The sequence below is a fragment of the Ideonella flava genome (assembly GCF_051857595.1).
Taxonomy (GTDB): domain Bacteria; phylum Pseudomonadota; class Gammaproteobacteria; order Burkholderiales; family Burkholderiaceae_C; genus Ideonella.
Window position 1 is genome coordinate 156,247 of sequence record NZ_JBPZHD010000009.1, and the last position, 20,320, is coordinate 176,566.

Below are 20,320 nucleotides of genomic sequence, written 5' to 3' on the forward strand. Positions count from 1 at the left end.
TTTCAGCGGCCTGCTTCGGCCACTGCGGACCATTCATCGCCGCTCATCAGCATCCCCGACTTCTCGTATTCGCGACGAACCGCATGCAGCAGATGCGCCTGGCTCATTCGACGTTCGGGCTCCGGCCGGCCCGCATCGGACGCCGCCAGGAAGGCCGCCGCCAGGGCCGCATTGCGAATGAGGCCGCCCGTGATCTCGAAGCGGTGGGCCAGGGCACGCAGATCGACGTCGTCGCCACGCGGCAGCCCTTCGGGCCAGATGCTCTCCCAGATGGCCAGCCGGTGGCTTTCGTCCGGCACCGGAAAGTCCACCACGAAGTGAAGCCGCCGGATGAAGGCGTCGTCCATGTTGCGCTTCAGGTTGGTGGCCAGAATCGCGATGCCCTCGAAGGCTTCCATGCGCTGCAGCAGGAAGCCCACCTCGATGTTGGCGTAGCGGTCGTGCGAGTCGCGAACCTCGCCGCGCTTGCCGAACAGTGCATCGGCCTCGTCGAAGAACAGGATCACGTCGGCCTGCTCCGCTTCGTCGAAGATCCGCGCGAGATTCTTCTCCGTGTCGCCGATGTACTTGCTGATCACCGTGGAGAGGTCGATGCGATAGAGGTCGTAGCCCAGCGCTCTGGCAACCACGCCGGCGGCCATCGTCTTGCCCGTGCCCGAGGGCCCCGCGAAAAGCGCTGCGACCCCCTTGCCCAAGGACATCCGGGAGCCGAAGCCCCAGGTCCCGATCACCTTCTCCCGATGTTTCACCTGATCGCACAGCTCCGTCAGCTGTGCGAGGCACTCGGCCGGCAGCACGAGATCGCCCCAGCGGTGCGGCGTGGCCATCTTCTGCGCGAGTTCCCCCAGCCGGCGGCAGGCCTGCCGGCGGCACGCTTCGAACAGGTCTTCCTGCGTGATCGGGGCCGCTTCGCTGCCTCGCAGGCGAGCCATCCCGCCGGCGGCCACCGCGGCCGCCGGGATGCTGCTGCAGGCGATACGGAATCGCCCGGCCAGCGCTTCCAGGTCGGCCTCCGGAGCGAGCGGCAAGCCCTGCAACGCCGCGCGCCAGACTGCCAGTCGCTGCGCGGTGTCGGGCGCCGGCACCTCGCAGGCCACCCAACCTCTGCGGGGGTACGCCGCGGCGGCGTCGCCCGGTCCGAGGGCCAGCACGATGGCCGGCACGCTCGACGCATCGACGATCGCGGCCACGGCCTCCTGGCGTTGCACGACATCCTCGCCGGACATCCCATCGAAGCCATGCCAGCACGTGACAGCGTCGCGCAATCGCGCTTCACGTTCGACGAGTTCGGCCAAAGCCTTCAAAGATTCGGCGCCTGCGGCGGCGCGCATCAAGCGCGCCACATCCACCTCGATCAACGAACGCTGCTGCGCCTGCGCCAGCGCCTGCGCCATCGCGAGCGCACTGTCTTCGTGCAACGCGGATCCGCGCAACACCAGGACCGGCGCCTCGCCTGCGATGCCCTTGGTGACCGCCCACGCGCCGGCGCAGGCCTCCCGCGCACGTGCATCGATCCCGAGTGCCCCGGCATCGCCCGTGCCCTGCGCGAGGCGAGCAAAGGAGCCGATGCTTTCGTCGAGGGCCTGGCTGGCCGCTGCGTCTCTCAGCAGCCAGTCCACGATGCGATCCTCCACCTTGACATAACGGGCCAGCAGCGGTGGATGCGGCTGCGCCGCTTCGTCGACGAGCCGGACGAGGCGATGCGCGAGAAGGGGGGCGTCCGCCTGAAAGCGCGGACGCGCCGCGAGGCGATCCGCCGCGGTGTCCCCCAGCAGCTGAAGAATCAGCTCCACGCTGGGCCGCTTGCGGGTCACGTCGTCCTGCAGGTAGGCGTAGAGCTTCTCGTAGCGCAGGTCGAAGTCCACCGCCAGCGCGACCAGCAGCGCGTCGACGTCGACCGCGCTGAGTCCGAAGGACGCCCGCATGCGATCGAGGGCGAGGCTGCTGCCCGCGGCACGGCTGGCTTCGACTCTGCGCTCGTTGGACTGAAGCAGCGTCTCCAGCTTGCCGCGAACGTCTTTCAGCCAGCGCGCGTCATCGTCGAGCCAGCGCGGTTGGCCGAGCGGCCGCTCCAGCAGGCCGTCGACCTCTTCCTCCGAGACATAAAGCCCGCGGAAGTGCTCATCCTGCGATTGTCTGCGGCGCAGCACCGCCACGCGCGCGCGGATCAGCAGATCCACGCGCTGAAGCTCGGCGAGCAAGTGCTCGGTCGAGTTTGCGAACGGCTTGACGGTGGCCATGGCGAACGATGGAACTAGTAAGACACCTCGACCCCGACGAGCGACACGCTGGCAAAGGACGTCGCCCGGATCTCGACGCCGAGCGTGTCGTCTCCATCGCCCGACGCATTGAACAGGACGTGCTTTCCCGACAGGGGGTACATGACCTTCGAATAGGAGCCCGCCCTGTCGACCACGATCTCGCACAGCTTTTCCTTGCTGTGCTTCCACGCCTTCTCCTTCTTGTCTCGGCCTTCGGGCTCCACCTCGACCACGCCCCCCTTGAAGAAGCTGGCGGTGATCGTGCCGCGGTTGTGTTCGCCTGCCACCTTGAATCGGTGCAGCTCCCGGATGCCCGGCGGCAGCTGGAAGGCCATCGAGCCGCCGGCGCCCCGCTCATTCGGATGATCCTTGTCGGGATAGTGCTCGTAGGCCCAGGCCCGGGTCGGTCCGGCGTGAAACGGCGGCGGGTTGTTCTTGTCTTGCGGGTTCAGCCGCGATGGGTGGAAGGCCACGGTGATCCATCCTCGCCTCAACTCGGGCGCCAACGCCCGCGCGGTCACAGAGCCGGGTCGCAGGTGGAGCGAGCGTCGGCCCTGCATCGACACGCCGCCCTCGGCGCGAATGTGACCCTGGTGGTCCAGGTGCACCTGCGCGAGTACGACCTCGTGTTGCTGGCCCTCGGCGCCCGCAGGCCGCAGGCGCAGGACGGCGAATCGATCGAAGTGGGCATGCGGCGAAGGACCCTGCTGCGCGTGCAGCACCTTGTCGATCGCGAGCGTGAGCACGAGCTGGGACCCCTGGTCCAGGCCGAGCACCTCGATCCTGTGGTCGTGCTCGAGTTCGATCTCGCGGCCTTGCTCGTCGATGGCGAAGCCGCTCGACACGCCCAGCACGCCGTCGCCCAGGCGCGAGACCTCGAGTCCTCTGGCCACGCCCCAACCATGCAACCCGAGGTTCTGTCTGTGCCGCGCATGCAGCATGAACTCCTGCGCCTCGATGAAATCGGTCGCCATGAGGAGCTGGTTGTCGACATAGGTCGGTTGACGTCCCAGCGAAATCCTGCTCTCGGACATGATGAGCCTTTCGTGTGTCAAGCGGGCGGCGGCGCGGGCGGATCCGCCCAGGCCAGCTCGTAGCGGGTATGGGCGGGCTTGGCGTAGTCGATCACCGCGCGGATCCGCCCTTCCAGCGACTCGCCGCGCGGCATTCCACCGCCGGGCAGGCTGGCCCTGACCGTGAACCTGAACGGCACGGGCAGGCTCAGGCGGCTGCTGATGCCCATGCGGGCGCTCCCCACGAGCAAGCCCGCCGACGGCCGATCGTCGATCGCGAAGCTCGCCGCCTTGCCGAAGCAAAGCGCCAGCAGCCTTTCGAGGTGGTGGCGCGTGCCGCGCGATCCGTGCAGGTGAACCAGTTCAGGAATGATCCCCCGCAGCACCGGCGCGTCGAACAGCGCGTGCGGCGTGAAGCCGAGCCAGGCCGCCAGCCACCCGACGAAGCGGTCGGGCATCGCCAGCGGATCGAGCAGCTCGGGAATGGACTGCAGCTTCTGCTCGATTCCGGGCAGCTGGCTGCCCTCTTCGGCCTTGAACAGCAGCGCTTCGAAGCTGCCCAGCAGGCGGCCGAGTTCTCCGTCGCGATCGGACATCGCGTAGACGGCCGGCAGCGCTTCGAGCAGACGGCGGCCCGGGTCAGGATTCAACATCGTCTCCCTCGACCGCCACGATCCTCTGCGGCGACAACTTGACGTCCGCGACCTCCCAGGCCTGCAGTCGAACGGCCTCCGCCTCCCCGTCGGCACCGAACTCGAAGCGCTTCGCCGGCGGTCCCGCGTCGCCGCCGAACCTGGCGTCCACACCCAGCGTGGCGTGCACGCCCAGCCTCACCCCCAGGCGCGCGGCGGGAGCATCCAGGTTCGGGTCACGCCCGGCGGCAATGCGATCGATGAACAGCGATTCGACGTAGTCGACGCCGTCGTGGTTGTCGATCAACCCGATGATGTCGGCGAGGTGGACCGCGCCACCGAACGGAGACCCGCTTTCGGATCGCTCCACCCCGAAGCGGCGCGCGAGCTCGTCGTCGATGCCTTTCGCAACGTCCTTCCAGCGAACACCTGGCCGCAGCACGATCTTGCCGGCCAGGCGCACGCCCACCACCGTGCAGGGATGGACGTGCACGCGGGCGGTCAGCAGGCAATGCGGTTTCAAGGCGTCGTGCACCTGATCGCAAAACGCCAGCAGCTCGCCCTGGGGCAACGGCGGCAAGGTCGCGACGATGAGTCCGATGTCGCCCGCGGCGCGCGGATCGTGCCCCGGTCCGCCGGGCAGGTGCCTGAGCTCGCGGCCCTGAAGCCCGCGGACGTAGGTCTTGCACCGCGAGGCCGACGCGTCATGGCGTGCGCAGGCCAGCGCCAAGTCCTCCATGCCTTTCGCGGTCGATGCGCATCCGATCTGCGCAAGTTGCTTGACGCGCTCGCCGATGGCATCGTCGACGTCTGTCACCGCGCCGCCTTGCAATGCCGCCCAGCCGCTCCAGACGGGTTCGGACAAAAGGCGCAGGAACGCCAGCCGGGCATCGGGTGTGATGCGCAACGACCGATAGGAGAGGACCTCGCTGTAGTACGCCAGCAGCTCGATCAGCGTGATGCCCGGGTCGGACGGATTGTGGTCGGTCCAGTCGGGCGCGTAAGCGGGGATGAGGCTCATGCCCTCCTGCACGAGCTCGTCGTAGCTCCAGGCGCGAGCCTCGGAGGGGGCTGCCGCTTCGAGCCTCATCGCACGATCTCCACCGTGATCTCGCCCGGCGAGACGATGCAAGGCTCGTCGGAGGGCGCCGCCTCCACGTCGAGCTGCAGGGCGTTGACGCCTTCGACGCCTGGCGTCTCGCCGAGCACGCCGAGCAGGTCGGAGCGGCGCGGCCGGCGTCCCGGTGGCCAGCCGCGTCCTCGGTTGCCGGCTGCGGGATGCAGGAAGTTCGCCATGGCACGTTCGGCGGCGATGGTCACCTCCTGCGCCGACTCGCCGGCAGCCATGCGCACGAGGGCACGCACCGCCACCGAAACGTACCGAGGCCCGGACACGGTCAACGTCACTGCCGGCGGCCGCCGGACCGCGAGCGATGCCTGGATGGTCTCGAGCAGTTCGGGCGAGGGCCAGGGCCGGTCTGCCGGACCATCGGGGATCACGATGATCCTGACGTGCCCGGTCGATTCGGTGGGCCACGGATCTTCCCCGGCGATCGTCCAGGCCTTGGCGACATCGGGGGACGCCAGCCGCGCCAGATCCGCATAGTCATCCGCGCAGATCGCCTGATCGCGGTGGCGCAGCCAGGACCACGCCTCCCAGCGGGTGCGTGTCGGGTCGATCGCATCCGCGCCGCCCGCGGCAGCGACCGGATTGCGCACTCCCGCGACCCCGGGGATCGCCGTGCGCATCTTGTGGATCGCCAACGGCGGCAGGTTGCCGTGCCGCCCGCCGCCGGTGTCGTACCGCGCGAGCCGAATGTTCCCCGTGCCGACAGGCGGGATGCGGCCGTGGCGCCCGTTCCCGAACCGCACCGTACCATCGATCCGATCGAGCGTGAACACCTCGTCCCGGCCCCCGCAGGCGGAGAGCTCCTCCACCTCGCGCCAGGGCATCCAGCGTCCTGCCTCGTCCTTGACCTCGAGCTGCACGCCGCCCACGATGGGCGTTCGCAATGCACGTAGCACCTGGCCCGGCCGATGGCTGCCGGAGCCCAGCACTTCGTTGCGCACCCGCTCGGTCTGGCGGGCGGCCACGGCGTTGAGCGCGAGCAAGGCGGGCAGCGTGGCTTCGGCCGGCCAGGACACGCGCAACCACCAGCAGTCGCCTTTGGCGTCGAGGTCGCTGAGCGGCCACCGCTGAGTCATGTCGGGTACGTCCAGGCGGATCAGGCCTTTGCGGGTGAAGCCCGCGCTGCCATCCGCAACCGCTAGATCGTGCCAGCCTCCGGGCCCGCACGACTGCCATCGCACCGCGGGCGCCGGCGTCGTCCGGTGGATGCCGCTCAGCGCCGACGCCGTCGGCACGGCCAGCCATTGCAAGTGCTGCGGCCCGGCGTCTTTCAGCGCAGGGCCCTGGAATCCCAGGTACAGCGATGCGCCGGCGACGTCCGGCGTGACGAAGAGATCGAATGGCACCGAGGCAGCGTGCAGCCGCGTGCACAACGCCCCTTGGGAGACGATGTGTTCGACCTTCAGATCATTCGTCCGCAGCGATGCGGAGATCGCCACGCGCCGTATGTAGGGCGGGCTGCTGTCGTCCTTGTCTTCGTATGGCAGCTTTCGCGGCACCGAAGGTTCGTAGCGCCCTCCTTCGAGCGTGACCCGCACGGTGGGCGCGCGCACGCCGCCCAGCGGCAGGCTCACGACGCCCGGCGGCACCGTGAACGAGAGCCGGCCGGACTCCAGCAGCGACTTGGTCTCGTCGCGGCCCCCTACATCGATCGGAACATAGCCTCGATCGGTCAGGATCTCCCAGCGCAATCGCGGCTGGCCGGCACCGGACACCGGTTCGGGGATCCTCGCGCCGACGATCCTCGGCGTGGCGTCCACTGGATTGGCGATCTCCAGGTCGAGCGTCACGATGCTGCCTTCTTCGGCGAACGCCGTGGACTGCAGGTACCACGACGAGGCATAGCGCGGCCGCAGGCCCATCGGGGCGAACTCCTTGCCGGCGTCGATCGGGCCCGCGTCGCCCCAGATCTGCTCCGGAGGCCGTGGCGCGATGGCGCACTCCGCGGCGACGCCGATGCGCGCCACGCGCACGCGGGGAACGACGCTGGCGCCGACTGCGCGCCATCGGGCGGTGAGCCAACGCGCGACGACGCCTTGGCGCGCCGACGCCGGCCAGCCGGCGGCCGGTGCCGCGAGCACCACCCGCCCGTCGCGCATCAAGCCCTGGGTGGTGTCTTCCGCGACCTGGAGCGGGACGAAGTCGTCGCCGTCTTCGATGCCCCAATCCACCGATGAGGCCGATGCGGCGGGTGCGGCCAGCGCCAGCTGCAACTCGATCCGGCGCAGCCCCTCGAGCCCGAATGCGCTCGGTGAAGCGAGGTGAAGCGCCACCGGCACCGTCGGCGAGACCGCAGCGGCCGGGGCACCGAAGAGCGCACCGACATCCTCGCCATGCAGATGCCCCGCGTCGACGAGCACCGCGCGGGCGATGGCCGCGCGCACCAACGTGAGGTCTTCGATCGTCTCGAAGACGACGGCCGCGCTTTCGCCGGGCAGCGGATCGCCTGCGACGCGGGTGTGCGCGGGGACCACCACCGCGGTGCGGCCGCCGCCCGGCGCCGCGTCGAAGGCCAGCATGGTCGTCGCCGCAACCTGCGGCCTGCGCGGCGGACGCATCAGGCGCGCCATGGCGTCGAGATGCAGGTCCGGCGCCGAGTCCAGGCCATTGGCCAGGATTTCCCCGTAGCGCGCCGCCACGTGCAGCAGCGCATCGAGGAGCGGATCGGCGCCATGGTCCGTTGCGGCAACCCACCGATGCAGTGCACCCACGAGCGCCGGCGCGTCGGCGGGGCCGTCGACGAAGCGGGGGGTGTGCGGCAGGCTGTTCATGACCTTGCTCTCAGGCGCTCGCTCTATCCAGGTAGAACGGATAGACGAGGTTGAACCGGTTGTCCGTGCTGCGGACCCGATACTCGATGTTGATGAGCATCAGCTCGCCGCGCTCTCCGGCCGCGCTCGCACGCACCTGCAGCAGGTCGATGCGCGGCTCATCGCGCAGCAGCGCCTCACGCACCTCGAACTCGGCCGCGGCACGCGTGGCCGGGCTGTTGGCCGCGAAAAGCAGGCGATGCAGGCGGCTGCCGAATTCCGGCCGCATCACACGTTCGCCACGCTCCGTGCCCAGGATCAGCGCCATGCTTCGAACGACCGCATCCTCGTCGGACACGGTGGCGTAAAGCGTGCCCTCGGCGAGGGCCTGGCGGCGCACGGGAAACGCCCAGCCCAGGCCCAGCGTCGGTACCCGTGCCCGCGTGCTTTGCTGTGTGTCGTGATTGTCCATGGCGCCTCCCTGTCACGAGCCGTTGATGTCGACGATCGCCCCGTTCAGGCTCATCTGGCTCGTCGCGCGGGCCGAGAGCGTGCTTTGCGCCTCGATCTGGACGTCCGCGCTGGACTTGATGTCGATTCCGACGCCTTCGATCTTCACGCGCCCGCTCGTCGATTTCACCGAGATGTCGCCCGTGGCCTCGACCTGGATGCTGTTGTCCTGGCTGTGAATGACCACGCGGTTGTTCCCGGTCTTGTCGATGATCTCGACGCGCTCGTCGCCGCTCTTGTCGCTCAGCCGGATCACGTGGCCGCTGCGCGAGTGGATGCTGCGGTTGTCGTTGCAGCCATCCTGGTTGTCCTCCGGCGGCTTGTCCTGGCCATTCCACAACGCGCCGATCACGTACGGATGCTCCAGGCTGCCGTGCTCGAAGGCGACGAGCACTTCGTCGTCGACCTCCGGCAGGAAGTACACGCCGCGAGCGTTGCCCGCCATGGGCGTGGCCACGCGCGCCCAATGGCTCTCGTCTTCGAGATTCAGCCAGGGATAGCGGACCTTGACGCGATGCAGGCCGTCCGGATCCTGGTTGTTGGTCACGACGCCGCAGACGACACCGAAGTAGCGATGGCCGTCCGTCGGACCGCCCATCATCTGGTGCAGCAGGTCGAATGGGCTCATCGCGCGTTCCTCCGCGCCCGAAAGCGCGTGCGGTAGCCGCCGCGGCGACTGAAAACGTGCTCGACCGACGTCAGGTAGTACGCCCCCCCGAATCGCTCGCCCACACCGCCGATGCGCGCCACCGTTCCCGCGCGCAGCTGCGGCATGCCCAGGCTGACGCCATCGGCCACGATAAAGCCCAGCGCCATGTCGGCGAACGCGCCGCGCGCCATGGCATCTGCCTCGTCCTGACTCTGCAGCGGCGAAGTGACGCGTGCGCTGGCCACGTCCCCGACGGCGCGTTGCGTGTGGGACGGCCCGGCCTGCGGCACCTGATCGTCGTCGACGCCCGCCATGGCCGAAGGTTCGTCGCCGCCTTGGCCGCGTCCGACGAACTCGCGCTTGTTCGTCACGTCCCAACCCCTGACTTCCAACTGGGTGACCTGCCTCAGCGTGCTCGAGCGCGGCCGGAAGGACAGCAGGTCGGCCTGCGGCATCAGGGTCAGTACAGGTTCCGCGGTATGTGCCGGGCGGCGGAACAGCAGTTCGTCACCCCGTACCCAGACTTCGAAACCGATGCGCCGGGCCCGCCCCGACAGAAACTCCAGGTCGGTCTGGTTGTGCTGCAGCACGTAGGGCAACGTCACCCCGCTGTCATCGACGTTCGGCCTCAGGTTCACCGCACTGGCGATCTCGGCGGCGATGTCGCTGTCTTTGCACTGCGTGAAGGAGCGCGTGCGGCAGGCGCGCATCATGCGATGCCGCAGGTCGTGGGCCCGCACGACCAGGCGAGGCTGGGCCCCTTGCGGGAACTCCGGCTCCAAGCCGGTGATCTCGCCCTGGAACACGGAGTCGAGGTCGTCGCGATAGCCCAGCAGCACCTCGATGGCCGCACCCTCGTCGAACAGGCGGTCATCAATCCAGCGAGGCCTCATCTCGCCCGCGTCCCAGGCGGCGATGGTGAACTCGACCATGCCGGCTGCCTCGATGTCCTCGAGCACCGTCACGCCGATCACGTCGGCGGCGGCAGGTGCAGGCAATGCCTCGTTGCGCACCTTGAGCGTGAGCTGCGGCGCCAGAACGTCGAAGCCGTCGCGCGAGCTCATGGCCGCGTCCCCTTCGCCAGGCCACTGCGGCGGACCGGCAGCAGCAGGCGCTGCCCGGGATACAGCGTGAGCGGATCGTCGAGATCGTTCTCCTTCGCGATCGCGCGCCACTGCCTGGGGTCGCCGTACTCCTTGGCGGCAATCGTCGCGAGCGTCTGTCCGCGCTGAACGATCCAGACCTTCGCCACGTCCGCCGACATCAGGTTCTGCCTCTTGCGGTCGTCGACGCCCTTGAGCCACTGCTTGAGACTGCAATGGGCCGTCGCGCGCACCGGCAACCCCGACGGCAGGAACATGGTGTAGGTCGTGTTCAACTGCTCGAGCACGCCCTGGAAGAGCATGTGGTTCACCCCCCAGTTCAGCTGGCACAAGGGCGGCCGGTGCAGCGCGCCGTGATCCTCCACGCGGGTCAGCTCCATCAGCTTGTCGATGTAGGTCGTCTTCACCGAATCCTTCTCGGCCAATGGCTTGGGCGTGTCGTAGGTATCGAACGTGAGGTCGATGACCAGCGACGCCGGCTCCGAGCCGACGTATTGCAGCTCCAGCACATCGCGTTGCATGACGTGCGACTCCCACTTCACGGTGCGCGACAACGCAAGCTGGGCGGGATTGAAAAGCGCCTCGAGGCTGTCGTCGGAGCCCGGTTCCCCGAACTCGAGCGCCGTGCCGTTCTTCTCGATGAGGATGTTGAGTTTCTCTAGCTCCATCTCGCGAACCCCCGCCGTTCGTGCTCGATGGCCAACCGATCGAGCACCAATCGGCACGCGCGCTCGGCGATCGCGTCGACGTCGACATCGGACGGCACGGCACCCGCCGCCCTCGTGGGCGGCCGCGAGGCTCTGGAGCCAGGGTCGGGGGCCATGTCGATGGCGACCATGTCCGCCGCAGCCATGCCCGCCAGTGCCATGCCCACGGGGCTCGAGAAAGACTCCGCCGGTGCCAGCGAGATCTGCGACGACAGGCCCGCCGGCGCACCGGCGAAGCCGGCGATGTCCGCCGCTTCCGGCCCCACCCGTTCGCCTTGCACCGCGGCGCCGGTCAAGGCGGCGCGCCATGGGGATACATGGGGCAGTGAAGGCGTCGAACGCAACGTGGCGTCAGGAGGCGATGACCGGGCGAACCCCGGTGGCCCGGCCTGCAAGAGGGGTCCGGCTTGCCACGCTGAAACGGCTTGCCTCGGTACCAAGGTTTGCCTCAGTGTCAGGGCTTGCGCGTTGCTCACCGCCACGGGATCTTCGGCACGTGCCACGTCCACAGGCATCGTTGATTCGACGACCGCGATCGCCTCCGAACGACCGCGGCGAGCCCCCGCGTGTTCGTCCACACCCGAAAAGCTCAGCGCATGCACCAGCTCGTGCGACGGCGAAACAGGCGCCGACGTCGTGGAGGCTGCCTGGGGCAATCCGACCATGCCTGCCCCTTCATCTTGCACGCGGCCTGGTGGCCCATCCGCCAGTTGACGTCTTGCCGCCGCATCCGTGGCGGCGGCATGAACGTGCCGCGCCGTGAGCGAGGGCGCCACCATCGGACTCGTGGAGTGCATCGGCATCGAAGCTGCCCTGGCGGTCAGCGCAGCACCCACGCTGTGCCGCAGCACCAAGGATGGATTCGACGCCGGCTCGATCCGCGGCCGCCGCTCAGGCCCTTTCACGCTGGATGCTCGCCGGATCAGCGTGAACCGCCCGCCGGGCAAGTGCGCCGCGGCACCGGCATCGGCGCCTTCCAGCGCGATCGTCCGTTGCGTGATCGTCCGTTGCGTGATCGTCGGTCGCACGATTGTCGGTGGCAGCTCGTTCGGCACCACGTGGGTGTGGCTCAAGGCATGAGCCTCGTCGTGTGACGACGCGCCGCCCGCCGTCTGCGCGATGGCCGGCAGGTCTGCACCAGCATCACCCGGCGCTTCGAGACGGTCGGTGGCTGCGCGCATGACGCGCGAATGCGCGGCCTCCCTCGCGGGCGCGGCAGGGCCGGCGTCGGGGAGGGCCGCGGAGGTTACCGGGGCGATGGCTTGAGCGTCGCCTGTCGCTTCGTGGTGGACAGGCCTCCCCGCATGTCGCCATGCCTGTGCCAGGACCATCGCACGTTCGCCGCGCGCAGCCGTAATTCCGCCGCCTTCCGACACGCAGGTGACAGGAGCCCACGCGCGCGCCGCGGAACCGTGCGGCAATGGGGCGAGCGCCGTGGTGTCGGCAGCGGCGGCGGGTCTCGCTGCGAGCGTCTCGCGGTCCTCCTCTCGCGCATCAAGCGATGCCGACCGGTGCAGAACGGACCCGTCGGACGGCGCACGGTGCGGCATGCCGGGCAGGCCGGTGTGCGGCATGCCGGGCAGGCCGGTGTGCGGCATGCCATGCGACGCATCGAGCCGCAGCGATGAGCGGTGCGCCGGCAGCGACGCGCTCCATGGTGCGGCATCCAGTGCCGGGGGCACGGCATTCATGGCCAGGGGCGCGGCAGCCAGCTGAGATCCGAGCCGCCCACCCGCGCTCTCTGCCATCGGCCGGACGCCGGTCGCCAACGCAGGGACAGGGCCCGGCGCTTCCATCCGCGAGACCTGCAGAGAGACCTTCGTGTCGCCGCCGCCCGCCGCGCGCACGGCCATCGGAGCAGCGACGGGCATGTCGATCAACGCCATGGATCGCAAGGGATCATCTCGCCCGGGCATGCTGGCCATCACGCCAGGCTGCCCGCCTTCCTCGAACGAAGGGGCGGCCCCCGATGACTCCGGCACAAGCATCGAGGTTTGTTCCCTCGCCGTTTCGAAGGGTCGGCGCTGCACCGCGATGCCCGTTGGCTCGCGGACGCCCGACGAATCGCGGTCCATCCGGGAGACCTCGGCGACGCCGCCCATGGACGGGGACTCGGCGGGAGGCCCTTCGAGCGACCGAGGAACCGGGATCGTGATGGCCCGCGCGAGCGCAGGTGCGTTCGCAGGCACGGTCGCGGGCACGGTCGCTGTCGCGGCCGGTGACGCAATCTCTGGCGTGACCGCGGACGCACTCGCAGGTGCGGTCGCTGCCTCGATCGCAGGCATGTTCGTCGATGCCGCCACCGACGCGAGCGTCCGTGCTGCCGCCACCTCACTTTCGGCAACCTCGGTGACCACCCTGGCCACCGCCCTGCGCGGCGAAAGCGGTGTGGCGCCATGCAAGCCAGACGATTCGCCATGCCCCCGCGCGAACCGCAATAGCACGCGCTCCGGCCCGGACTCATCCCACGGGTTGAGGCGCCGATCGACCCCGCGCCTGCTCGCCAGATGAGCCAGGAATTGCCGATGCCTGCTCCAGACGGCCCCCATGCCCACGCCGCCAGCCAGGTCCCTGGACAGCCAGGCCGAGGTCTGCGTCATCGCAAGAGACCGCCGCACCGTTCCCTGGCCCAGGGTGCTGTCACGCCAGGCGGGCACGCCCTCGGGCATCGCTGGGGCGCTCTGCGTCATCTCAGGCCCCCGGCAGCACGATGCCGCGATGCACCAACTCGACGCTCTCCACCGACACCCCGGAGGAGCCTGCGTTCAGCACCGGCCCGATCCACTTGACGGGGCATGCATCGCGAAGCGTCCACGCGAACGCCGTCGTCTTCTGGGCCGACAGGACGGTGATGGTCACCAACTCTCGCCGGATCGTGCCCATGAGCACTTCCCGATACCAGTTCCACAGCGTTGCCGAGGTGGTGACGCCGCGCTTGAGCACGACCCGGCTGGTGTATTTCGTCGGACCCGCCAGGTCGTGCATGGCCTCGTTCACGCCGCCTTCCCGGATGCTTTGGATCTCGGTCTCGGCACCCAGGCCGGCAACCTCCGAGAAGCCGCCCAGCCGAAAGCTGCCGCTGGTGCCGAGCGACACCGCGAAGCTGAACGAGGAAAGAGGATCTTCGGTCACGCGAACCATGATTCGTGCTCCAGGCGGGACCTCGCGCACCTGCGCTCACGTCCCGCCGCTTCCATCGGCCTGCGCATTGATGCTGCGATTGATGCGCGCCACTTGCTCGACCCAGGTCCGGCGCTCGATGTGCTCCAGCGACATGATCTCGGAGCGCGGCCAGTGCAAGTAGTACGCAAGATAGGCCACCTCCTGGTGCAACTGGTCCGGGAGGCAGCCTAGCGCTCCCCCGACGCCTGTGCCTCCACTTCGAACCGATGCGCGCAGGACGGGCATTGCACGGCCAAGCGGTCGTCCCCCTGCGCGTTGATCCGCTGGTACATGTCCTGCAGGTGCGCGAAGTCGGCCACCGCCAGCCCTTCGATCACGCGCGGACTGATCACCTGCACGTCGCCGAGTTCGACCACCACGCGCGAAAGAATGACCACCGACAGGTAGGCCGGATTCGACTGCACGCTCGGCTGCCTGAGCGGCTCGAGTTCGTCCAGCGCCGTGGCCAGCCGCATCCGCCCATCGCGATGGGTGCGGCCCTCGCCGTCGACATAGCCGCGAGGCAGGGTGAACGGAAATGCGATCGCGCTCATTTCACGCGCTTGAGCCCTTCATGGGCCAGCTCCAGCGTCTCGATGAGGACTTCGTTGGACGACGCGTTGAACGACGACAAGGTCCATTTGAAAGGCCAGGCCGCGACGAAATCCCATTCGGCGGCATCCTTGCCCTCGTCGTCAACGTAGATGATCTGGCCGTCCTTGCGGGCGTCGCTCATCTTGCCGTCCAGCACCAGGCTTCGCCATTTCTGCAGATCCTGGTCGTCGCTCGCGCCTCGCTTGAGGGTGATGTTGGCGAACTTCACCAGGCCCGCGAGTTTGCGCGAGTGGGTCGGCTCGTCGCCATTGCGGTAGTCGACCACATCGTTGGCGATGTCCAGGCCCGCCACCTCTTTGAAGCCTGCGCGATTGACCCCACCGATCACGATCCGGAACTTGAAGCCGCGATACACATCGACGGGGCGATCTGAAGTTGCTGGCATGGGTTGACTCCTGATTGGGGGGCTCACCGCCCCGTGAGGGTGAAACGGTTGGCGTCCAGAAGGATCCGGACTTCGATGTACTCGGCGGGTACGCAGGTCGCCAGCCGGATTTCGGCCACGACCTGCCCCAGGTCACGCCCTTCGGGCGGATTCAGCGCTTCGTCGCACCGCACCTCGAATGCTTCCGAAGCATCGGCACCGACCAGCTCGCCGGCGCGCCACATCTCGCGGCAGCGCTCCGAGATCCGCAGGCGCAGGCGCTCGCGCAACTGCGGTGTCGCGGGTTCGAAGGCCAGGTCACGCATCGCATGCTCGAGCCAGCGGCGCAAGCCGATGACGACACGGGCGGTCGAGACATAGGCCCAGCGCGGCTCGCGGCTCAAGGTGCGCGCACCGGCAACCCGGATTCCCCTGGACTTCGTGCAGACCAGGACGTTGATGCGATCGTCTCCCAGGCGAGCCTCGTCGTCCGGGGATGTGATGCATGAAACATCGAGAGCGTCCTCGATTTGCATGTTGGCCGGGGCCCGTTGCACGCCAGCTTCGCGGCCGGCGCGCGCGTAGACGCCCGCGACGTGGCCGCAGGCAGGCACCGCCCGGCCGACGACCGCCGACCATGCGCGGGGCAACGGCGGATGCCGCCATTGCGGCGAGGAGGTCTGCTGATGGCCCTCTTCCTTCCAGGCGGGATCGGGCACCAGCCAGGGGAAGTACATGGCCGCATGGCCCGAGCGCAAGCCGCTGTGCAGCGACTCCGCGGCCCGCTCGGGCCCCTGCTCCGGCCCGTCGAGAATGGCGAATCGATTGCCCAGGTCTTCGCAATGCCTGACCTGCGCTTCCCTGACGGTCATCCTGTCCGCCTCCCCCATCGCCAGCGCCCCATGGGCGTGAGCGGCGTCCGGGATGCAGACGAGGTCGACGTCGGTCCGATCCTCCAGCAGGCCACCGCGCTGCATCAGCGAGGTCAAGGTCTTGGCCCGTTCGGCGGCTTCGGCGCGTGGGGGGATCGCTTGCACGAGACAGAAGCTGCCGCCGTTGGCGAAGTACCCTCGCACCGCCGCGCGCAGATAGCTCTCACGATGGGGCAGGATGGCGCGATCGAAATGCGCCATCCGCCGGCATTCGACGAGCCCATCACCAAGGCCGCGCCGCGCCGGCGCCGACTCCTGCATCGTCCCGAAGCCGATGAAGATGGGCGTCGAACGGTCCGGCGGCAGGTTCGCCAGGTGCATGCGGCTTTGCGTGCCGATGCGCAGCCCCGACAGACCGCCGGCCGTCTCGTCGATGATCCAGGGCTTGCGCATCGCGGTGGCTCTCGGTGCGGCATCGCGCTTCAGCGCTGGTCTTCAGCGCTGAACTGCGCGATGCGGAAGATCACGAACTCGGCAGGTCGCACGATGGCCACGCCAATCTCGGTGATCACCTGCCCGAGATCACGCACGCTCTGCGGATTCAGCTCTTCGTCGCAGCGGACGTAGAAAGCCTCCTCCTGCGTCACGCCGAACAGCGCGCCGTTGCGCCACACCACTGTCAGGAAGGAGGTGATGTTCAACACGATGCGGGCCCAAAGCCTGGCGTCGTTGGGCTCGAAGACCGCCCACTGGGTCCCCTGCTCGATCGACTTGCGCAAGAAGCCCAGGAAACGCACGACGTTGACATACATGAGGTCGGCGTTCTTCTGCCCGCCGACGGTGCGGGCACCCCAGACCGTCATCGCAGCGTCGAACGGCCGGATGCAGTTGACCCCTTGCGGGTTGAGCAGCTCCTGCTTCTGCTTGCTGACGTGGTACTTCACGCCGACGGCGCCGCGCACGATGGCATTGGCAGGCGCCTTGTGGACGCCGCGTTCCTGGTCGGTGCGGGCGTAGATGCCCGCCACATGGCCGCTGGGCGGCACGCAGCAACGGCCGGCCTGCTTCGGCGGCACGCCGCGCGCCGGATCGGAATCCTGCAGCAGCTTCGCAGGGCAGCTGACTTCGATGTTCGGCGCGTAGTAGGCGGCATGGGCACATTTGCGCGGCAGGTCCGATTCGTCGCCGGTGTCCTGGTACTGCAGCCGGTCGACCGAGAAGTTGTTCGACTCGCCGTCGTTCAGCACGAGTGACGAGTCGAGCACCGCGAACACGTTGACCCGGTCGTCGCTTTCGCAATAGGACTCCAGCTGCTCCCATACCGACGCCAGCTTCGGCAATCCAGGCGCAGCCAGGATGGCCACCTCCTCGTTGGATTCCAGTTTCTCGAGCAAGGCGGTCAGCTGGTCGATGCGGGAAATGCGGGCGACGTAAGCCGCGGTGCCCCCATTGGCGAAAAAGCCGTAGACCGCATGGGTCAGCTTGTGATGCCCGGGATGCAGGGGCTTGAAGCGGCGCAGCTCGGGCTTCTCTCCCGGGTTCTCCGGCTCGATCTCGAAGCCCGAGAAGTCTCCGAAGAGCTGGACATACTCGGAGAAATTGGTGCACAGCTTCACCGCCATCGAATCGGCATTCACCGACCTTTGCTCGAAGTAGTACGGACGCAGCGGCGATGGCTCCTGCCAGGATTTCTCCGGCTCACTGTCCTGATACGCCACGTCCTCTTTCTCGATGGAGGGCCGGTCCCCGTTGCCTGTGCCGGTGGGCACGGGCGCGGGGGGACTGGCCGGCAGGGCCGGGGCCGGGACTGCGTCCACCACCGGCGCCTCAGCGGCGGCGGCGCTCGGCTCAGCCTCCGGCGCGGCATCCGGAGCTGGCGCCAGGGCGATCGCTGGGGCAGGCGGGGACGCATCGACCGGCTGGCCTCGCCTGGCGAGCATCTGCTTGATCTCTTCCAGTTGCCCCGCCACGATCTCGCGCTCTCGCGTGGCGCTGGCAAGTTTGTTCATGGCACTCGCCACCGCCTGCTCCGCCGGAGGGATAGCGGCCTCGAGGGCCGCCCGACGGTTTCTGTTGGTGGCGTTTTCGAAAGCGGTCTGCGCCTGGCGCAGCGCCGCTCGCGCGTTCGTCAAGGCTCGTTGGCGATCCCCTTCCTGCACCTTCTTCTCGTCGACTCGCCGGTTCATGTCCTCCAGCACGCCGGCCATTTCCTCGTCTGACTTGCCGGCAAGGGCGTTGTTCCTCGCTTCCGCGATCTTTCTCGTCAGCACCGGGTCGTAGTCGGGGTTCGGCACCGGCACCCAGATCTTCTCCGGCACCAGTCCGATGAACGCCGCCGTGCTGGTGCCCACGCCGAAGATCGGTTGCCGCGCTGACGGCATGAGTTCGGTATAGATCCCGGGGGTCGCATAGGACAGTCTGCTCATGTCGCTTCCTTTGGTTCGAAGGCCGCTGAAGAATCGTTGATCGACGCCGCTGCTCGCGGCGGTTCGATCACGATGTCGAAGGCACTCTTCTGCCGACGCAGATCAACGGCGGCGGCCGCCGCGTCGATGCGCACTTCGGCGCGAAACAAGATGGCATCCGGAGTCCGGCGATAACAGCCGCGTTCGACATCGAACACCGGGACGCCGGGGCGCCTTGCGAGGAGCAGGTAGTTGTCGGCCTCTCGCACGCGCCTGGTGTTGAGCTTGAGCTTGAAGAAGTACGTACCGTCGGTGCGCAAGACTGCATGCCGAACTCTCGATGGCACGCGCGCCTGCTCTTCGTCGGCAGGAAAGAGCTCGAGCCAACCACCGGTGAGCCGACGGCGCGGATCGACGACGCGGCCGCCGAGCAAGACCAGCCAGACATCGCGACCGAGATCGCGGGTGCGCGGCGATGTGTCGTTCACGGCGCCGCCTCCTGTGGAGGCAGTGCCTTCACATCGAAGATCCGATCCAGCACGAGTGGCGCGGGCTCGAGGCTGCTGAACGCGTCGACCGGCAACGTGACCATGTAGTGCAACGCCGCTTTCGGGCGTCCCCCGATGGCCTGCCAGAACTCGCCCATGCTTTGCAGCCGGCTGGTCTGCATGGCCGTCGTCGGCAGCGCCAGCAGCGACTTCGCCAGGTCCCCGCGCAGGTACTTCTGCGGCAGGCGGCGGTGCCTCAGCAGTGCGACCATCGCCGCGCCGAGCAGCCTGTGCTCGTCCCGTATCGGATCTGCGGAGGATCCCGGCCACGCCGTGACGAGGTACGACGCATCGATTCGCACCGGCGCCGAACGCCGCGTGGCTTCTCTGCGCCCTTCGTCCACGGTGACGAACTCATCGTTGCCGCGCAGCTCGAGGTTCTCCTGCAAGGCGTAGAGGAACATGTCTATCGCCGGGAGTCGGGCGGAAAAGTTCGAGTCCGGCGCCGCAAATGAGATGCTGATCGCATCCGCCCCGAACGCAGCCAGCTCCTCCGACAGGAGCACCTCCAGCGATCGATCGAGATCATGAATCAACGCACTTCTCCAAGGTGAGGCCCAACGTGCCTTTGTCCATCGCCATGGAGGAATGACCGTTGTCGTGTCGGATCGTGGCGTGCGAGAGGTGCGCGATCATCATCTGCTCTGTGGATGCTGCGTCGGACCTCAAGGAATCGACTCGGTGAACTGCCCTGGGTTGGTGACCTGGATCGCTCCGCCCCAAAGGCAGTTGCAGCCGCAGGTGTTGTCCAGCGATGGCTTGCCGCCGAGCAGCACGGTCGCCGCGCCCGGCACCCAGGGCGTGAACGTGGCCGGGAGGCAAGGCTGGGGCGTCAGCACGCCTTGCGCAGCCGCGGTCGCCGCAGCCACTTGCGGATTGCTCGGGCTCGTGCACATGCCGAACGGAGTGATGTTGGTCATGGGCTGGTGATCGTTGATGGTCGCTGCCGGCTGGTTGCTCGTGCGCACCCTGTCGGTCGGCAGCACGATCAACTGACTCGGGGCCAGGCCGAAGCTGCACATCAGCGTCGCGCCATTGCAAACGTGCTGAGGCATCGGCGCGCCTGCGTGGATTCGAGCCCGCTTCAGGACGCGCCCAGGTCGCTGTCGACATAGGTGATCCACAGATCGCCGTCCAGCGCAGCATCGATCACCGTCGGATAGAACTTTCGATAAGCGGAGCGGCTGCTGGAGATCGACATGTTTCCGACATCCGTCACCGCGCCCGAGCCCACCAGAAGGCAGCCCGAGGTGTCGGCCTGCGTGTTGCCGCAGTGAATGAGGATGAACTCGAAACCCGGCACGTCGCGCACGTGGAGCATCCCTCGGTGGATGTCCGGAAATTGCGCGCGGTACTGACTGTCGTGCGACCCTTGGTTTCGCATCCTCACGGCATAGCGACCTGCAGGAATGCGCGTTTCATGCATCACCTTTTCGGCGCGGTACTCATCCTCCAATCCAAAGCACATGAATTGGCCGTCGACAAGGACATGACTGATGGTCGTGTCGTTGTCGGAAATGAATCGATCAACCAAGACATCCATGAGCCCTCCTGTCGGTCCTGTCGCGGAAAGTGTGCGACGGGAGCGCGCAACTGGAAA

Annotated in this window: 20 protein-coding genes; all 20 read right to left on the reverse strand. The window is 68.0% G+C overall.

The window, feature by feature from the left end:
• Positions 1–2: 2 nt before the first annotated feature.
• Entirely contained in the window at positions 3–2,240 is a 2,238-nt protein-coding gene (locus tag ACS5PM_RS20300) for an ATP-binding protein (RefSeq protein WP_439389500.1), read from the reverse strand.
• A 14-nt stretch (positions 2,241–2,254) separates the two neighbouring features.
• Entirely contained in the window at positions 2,255–3,295 is a 1,041-nt protein-coding gene (locus ACS5PM_RS20305) for a hypothetical protein (RefSeq protein ID WP_439389501.1), read from the reverse strand.
• Positions 3,296–3,312: 17 nt separating this feature from the next.
• Positions 3,313–3,927, reverse strand: a complete 615-nt coding sequence (locus ACS5PM_RS20310) for a hypothetical protein (RefSeq protein ID WP_439389502.1) — start codon at positions 3,925–3,927, stop codon at positions 3,313–3,315.
• Positions 3,914–4,927 (reverse strand): baseplate J/gp47 family protein, encoded by a 1,014-nt coding sequence (locus ACS5PM_RS20315; RefSeq protein ID WP_439389503.1) that lies wholly within the window; start codon positions 4,925–4,927, stop codon positions 3,914–3,916. Before ACS5PM_RS20315 ends, ACS5PM_RS20310 begins: the two co-directional genes overlap by 14 nt.
• A gap of 65 nt (positions 4,928–4,992) precedes the next feature.
• Positions 4,993–7,806 (reverse strand): putative baseplate assembly protein, encoded by a 2,814-nt coding sequence (locus tag ACS5PM_RS20320; protein ID WP_439389504.1) that lies wholly within the window; start codon positions 7,804–7,806, stop codon positions 4,993–4,995.
• A 10-nt stretch (positions 7,807–7,816) separates the two neighbouring features.
• Complete coding sequence (locus ACS5PM_RS20325) at positions 7,817–8,257, reverse strand: GPW/gp25 family protein (protein WP_439389505.1); 441 nt, start codon at positions 8,255–8,257, stop codon at positions 7,817–7,819.
• Between the two features lie 12 nt (positions 8,258–8,269).
• Positions 8,270–8,923 (reverse strand): phage baseplate assembly protein V, encoded by a 654-nt coding sequence (locus tag ACS5PM_RS20330; RefSeq protein ID WP_439389506.1) that lies wholly within the window; start codon positions 8,921–8,923, stop codon positions 8,270–8,272.
• A complete protein-coding gene (locus ACS5PM_RS20335) occupies positions 8,920–10,008 on the reverse strand; it encodes a phage late control D family protein (protein WP_439389508.1) in 1,089 nt (362 codons plus the stop codon). The genes ACS5PM_RS20330 and ACS5PM_RS20335 overlap by 4 nt, the downstream gene beginning before the upstream one ends.
• Entirely contained in the window at positions 10,005–10,715 is a 711-nt protein-coding gene (locus ACS5PM_RS20340) for a CIS tube protein (protein ID WP_439389510.1), read from the reverse strand. The genes ACS5PM_RS20335 and ACS5PM_RS20340 overlap by 4 nt, the downstream gene beginning before the upstream one ends.
• On the reverse strand, positions 10,706–13,444 hold the full coding sequence (locus tag ACS5PM_RS20345) for a hypothetical protein (protein WP_439389511.1): 2,739 nt from the start codon (positions 13,442–13,444) through the stop codon (positions 10,706–10,708). The genes ACS5PM_RS20340 and ACS5PM_RS20345 overlap by 10 nt, the downstream gene beginning before the upstream one ends.
• A gap of 1 nt (position 13,445) precedes the next feature.
• A complete protein-coding gene (locus ACS5PM_RS20350) occupies positions 13,446–13,895 on the reverse strand; it encodes a phage tail protein (RefSeq protein WP_439389512.1) in 450 nt (149 codons plus the stop codon).
• Between the two features lie 36 nt (positions 13,896–13,931).
• Positions 13,932–14,162, reverse strand: coding sequence for a DUF6760 family protein (locus tag ACS5PM_RS20355; RefSeq protein WP_439389513.1), 231 nt, complete (start codon positions 14,160–14,162; stop codon positions 13,932–13,934).
• The gene (locus tag ACS5PM_RS20360; RefSeq protein ID WP_439389514.1) at positions 14,105–14,470 is read right to left on the reverse strand and encodes a phage tail assembly protein; all 366 of its coding nucleotides are present in this window, start codon (positions 14,468–14,470) and stop codon (positions 14,105–14,107) included. Before ACS5PM_RS20360 ends, ACS5PM_RS20355 begins: the two co-directional genes overlap by 58 nt.
• Positions 14,467–14,916 carry a phage tail protein gene (locus tag ACS5PM_RS20365; protein WP_439389515.1) on the reverse strand — a complete coding sequence of 150 codons (450 nt, stop codon included), beginning with the start codon at positions 14,914–14,916 and terminating at the stop codon, positions 14,467–14,469. The genes ACS5PM_RS20360 and ACS5PM_RS20365 overlap by 4 nt, the downstream gene beginning before the upstream one ends.
• A gap of 23 nt (positions 14,917–14,939) precedes the next feature.
• Positions 14,940–16,220, reverse strand: a complete 1,281-nt coding sequence (locus tag ACS5PM_RS20370) for a phage tail sheath family protein (RefSeq protein WP_439389516.1) — start codon at positions 16,218–16,220, stop codon at positions 14,940–14,942.
• A gap of 29 nt (positions 16,221–16,249) precedes the next feature.
• Positions 16,250–18,193: a phage tail sheath family protein gene (locus ACS5PM_RS20375; RefSeq protein WP_439389517.1), complete on the reverse strand. Its 1,944-nt coding sequence runs from the start codon at positions 18,191–18,193 to the stop codon at positions 16,250–16,252.
• The gene (locus tag ACS5PM_RS20380) at positions 18,190–18,660 is read right to left on the reverse strand and encodes a hypothetical protein (RefSeq protein ID WP_439389518.1); all 471 of its coding nucleotides are present in this window, start codon (positions 18,658–18,660) and stop codon (positions 18,190–18,192) included. The genes ACS5PM_RS20375 and ACS5PM_RS20380 overlap by 4 nt, the downstream gene beginning before the upstream one ends.
• Entirely contained in the window at positions 18,657–19,256 is a 600-nt protein-coding gene (locus ACS5PM_RS20385; RefSeq protein WP_439389519.1) for a Pvc16 family protein, read from the reverse strand. The genes ACS5PM_RS20380 and ACS5PM_RS20385 overlap by 4 nt, the downstream gene beginning before the upstream one ends.
• A 129-nt stretch (positions 19,257–19,385) precedes the next feature.
• A complete protein-coding gene (locus ACS5PM_RS20390; protein WP_439389520.1) occupies positions 19,386–19,775 on the reverse strand; it encodes a DUF4280 domain-containing protein in 390 nt (129 codons plus the stop codon).
• Between the two features lie 29 nt (positions 19,776–19,804).
• Positions 19,805–20,263, reverse strand: coding sequence for a DUF5675 family protein (locus ACS5PM_RS20395; protein WP_439389521.1), 459 nt, complete (start codon positions 20,261–20,263; stop codon positions 19,805–19,807).
• Positions 20,264–20,320 lie beyond the last annotated feature (57 nt).

Coding starts and splice junctions, on each gene's coding strand:
- ACS5PM_RS20300 (WP_439389500.1), bottom strand. CDS start 2,240: ATGGCCACCGTCAAGCCGTTCGCAAACTCGACCGAGCACTTGCTCGCC.
- ACS5PM_RS20305 (WP_439389501.1), bottom strand. CDS start 3,295: ATGTCCGAGAGCAGGATTTCGCTGGGACGTCAACCGACCTATGTCGAC.
- ACS5PM_RS20310 (WP_439389502.1), bottom strand. CDS start 3,927: ATGTTGAATCCTGACCCGGGCCGCCGTCTGCTCGAAGCGCTGCCGGCC.
- ACS5PM_RS20315 (WP_439389503.1), bottom strand. CDS start 4,927: ATGAGCCTCATCCCCGCTTACGCGCCCGACTGGACCGACCACAATCCG.
- ACS5PM_RS20320 (WP_439389504.1), bottom strand. CDS start 7,806: ATGAACAGCCTGCCGCACACCCCCCGCTTCGTCGACGGCCCCGCCGAC.
- ACS5PM_RS20325 (WP_439389505.1), bottom strand. CDS start 8,257: ATGGACAATCACGACACACAGCAAAGCACGCGGGCACGGGTACCGACG.
- ACS5PM_RS20330 (WP_439389506.1), bottom strand. CDS start 8,923: ATGAGCCCATTCGACCTGCTGCACCAGATGATGGGCGGTCCGACGGAC.
- ACS5PM_RS20335 (WP_439389508.1), bottom strand. CDS start 10,008: ATGAGCTCGCGCGACGGCTTCGACGTTCTGGCGCCGCAGCTCACGCTC.
- ACS5PM_RS20340 (WP_439389510.1), bottom strand. CDS start 10,715: ATGGAGCTAGAGAAACTCAACATCCTCATCGAGAAGAACGGCACGGCG.
- ACS5PM_RS20345 (WP_439389511.1), bottom strand. CDS start 13,444: ATGACGCAGAGCGCCCCAGCGATGCCCGAGGGCGTGCCCGCCTGGCGT.
- ACS5PM_RS20350 (WP_439389512.1), bottom strand. CDS start 13,895: ATGGTTCGCGTGACCGAAGATCCTCTTTCCTCGTTCAGCTTCGCGGTG.
- ACS5PM_RS20355 (WP_439389513.1), bottom strand. CDS start 14,162: ATGCCCGTCCTGCGCGCATCGGTTCGAAGTGGAGGCACAGGCGTCGGG.
- ACS5PM_RS20360 (WP_439389514.1), bottom strand. CDS start 14,470: ATGAGCGCGATCGCATTTCCGTTCACCCTGCCTCGCGGCTATGTCGAC.
- ACS5PM_RS20365 (WP_439389515.1), bottom strand. CDS start 14,916: ATGCCAGCAACTTCAGATCGCCCCGTCGATGTGTATCGCGGCTTCAAG.
- ACS5PM_RS20370 (WP_439389516.1), bottom strand. CDS start 16,220: ATGCGCAAGCCCTGGATCATCGACGAGACGGCCGGCGGTCTGTCGGGG.
- ACS5PM_RS20375 (WP_439389517.1), bottom strand. CDS start 18,193: ATGAGCAGACTGTCCTATGCGACCCCCGGGATCTATACCGAACTCATG.
- ACS5PM_RS20390 (WP_439389520.1), bottom strand. CDS start 19,775: ATGCCTCAGCACGTTTGCAATGGCGCGACGCTGATGTGCAGCTTCGGC.
- ACS5PM_RS20395 (WP_439389521.1), bottom strand. CDS start 20,263: ATGGATGTCTTGGTTGATCGATTCATTTCCGACAACGACACGACCATC.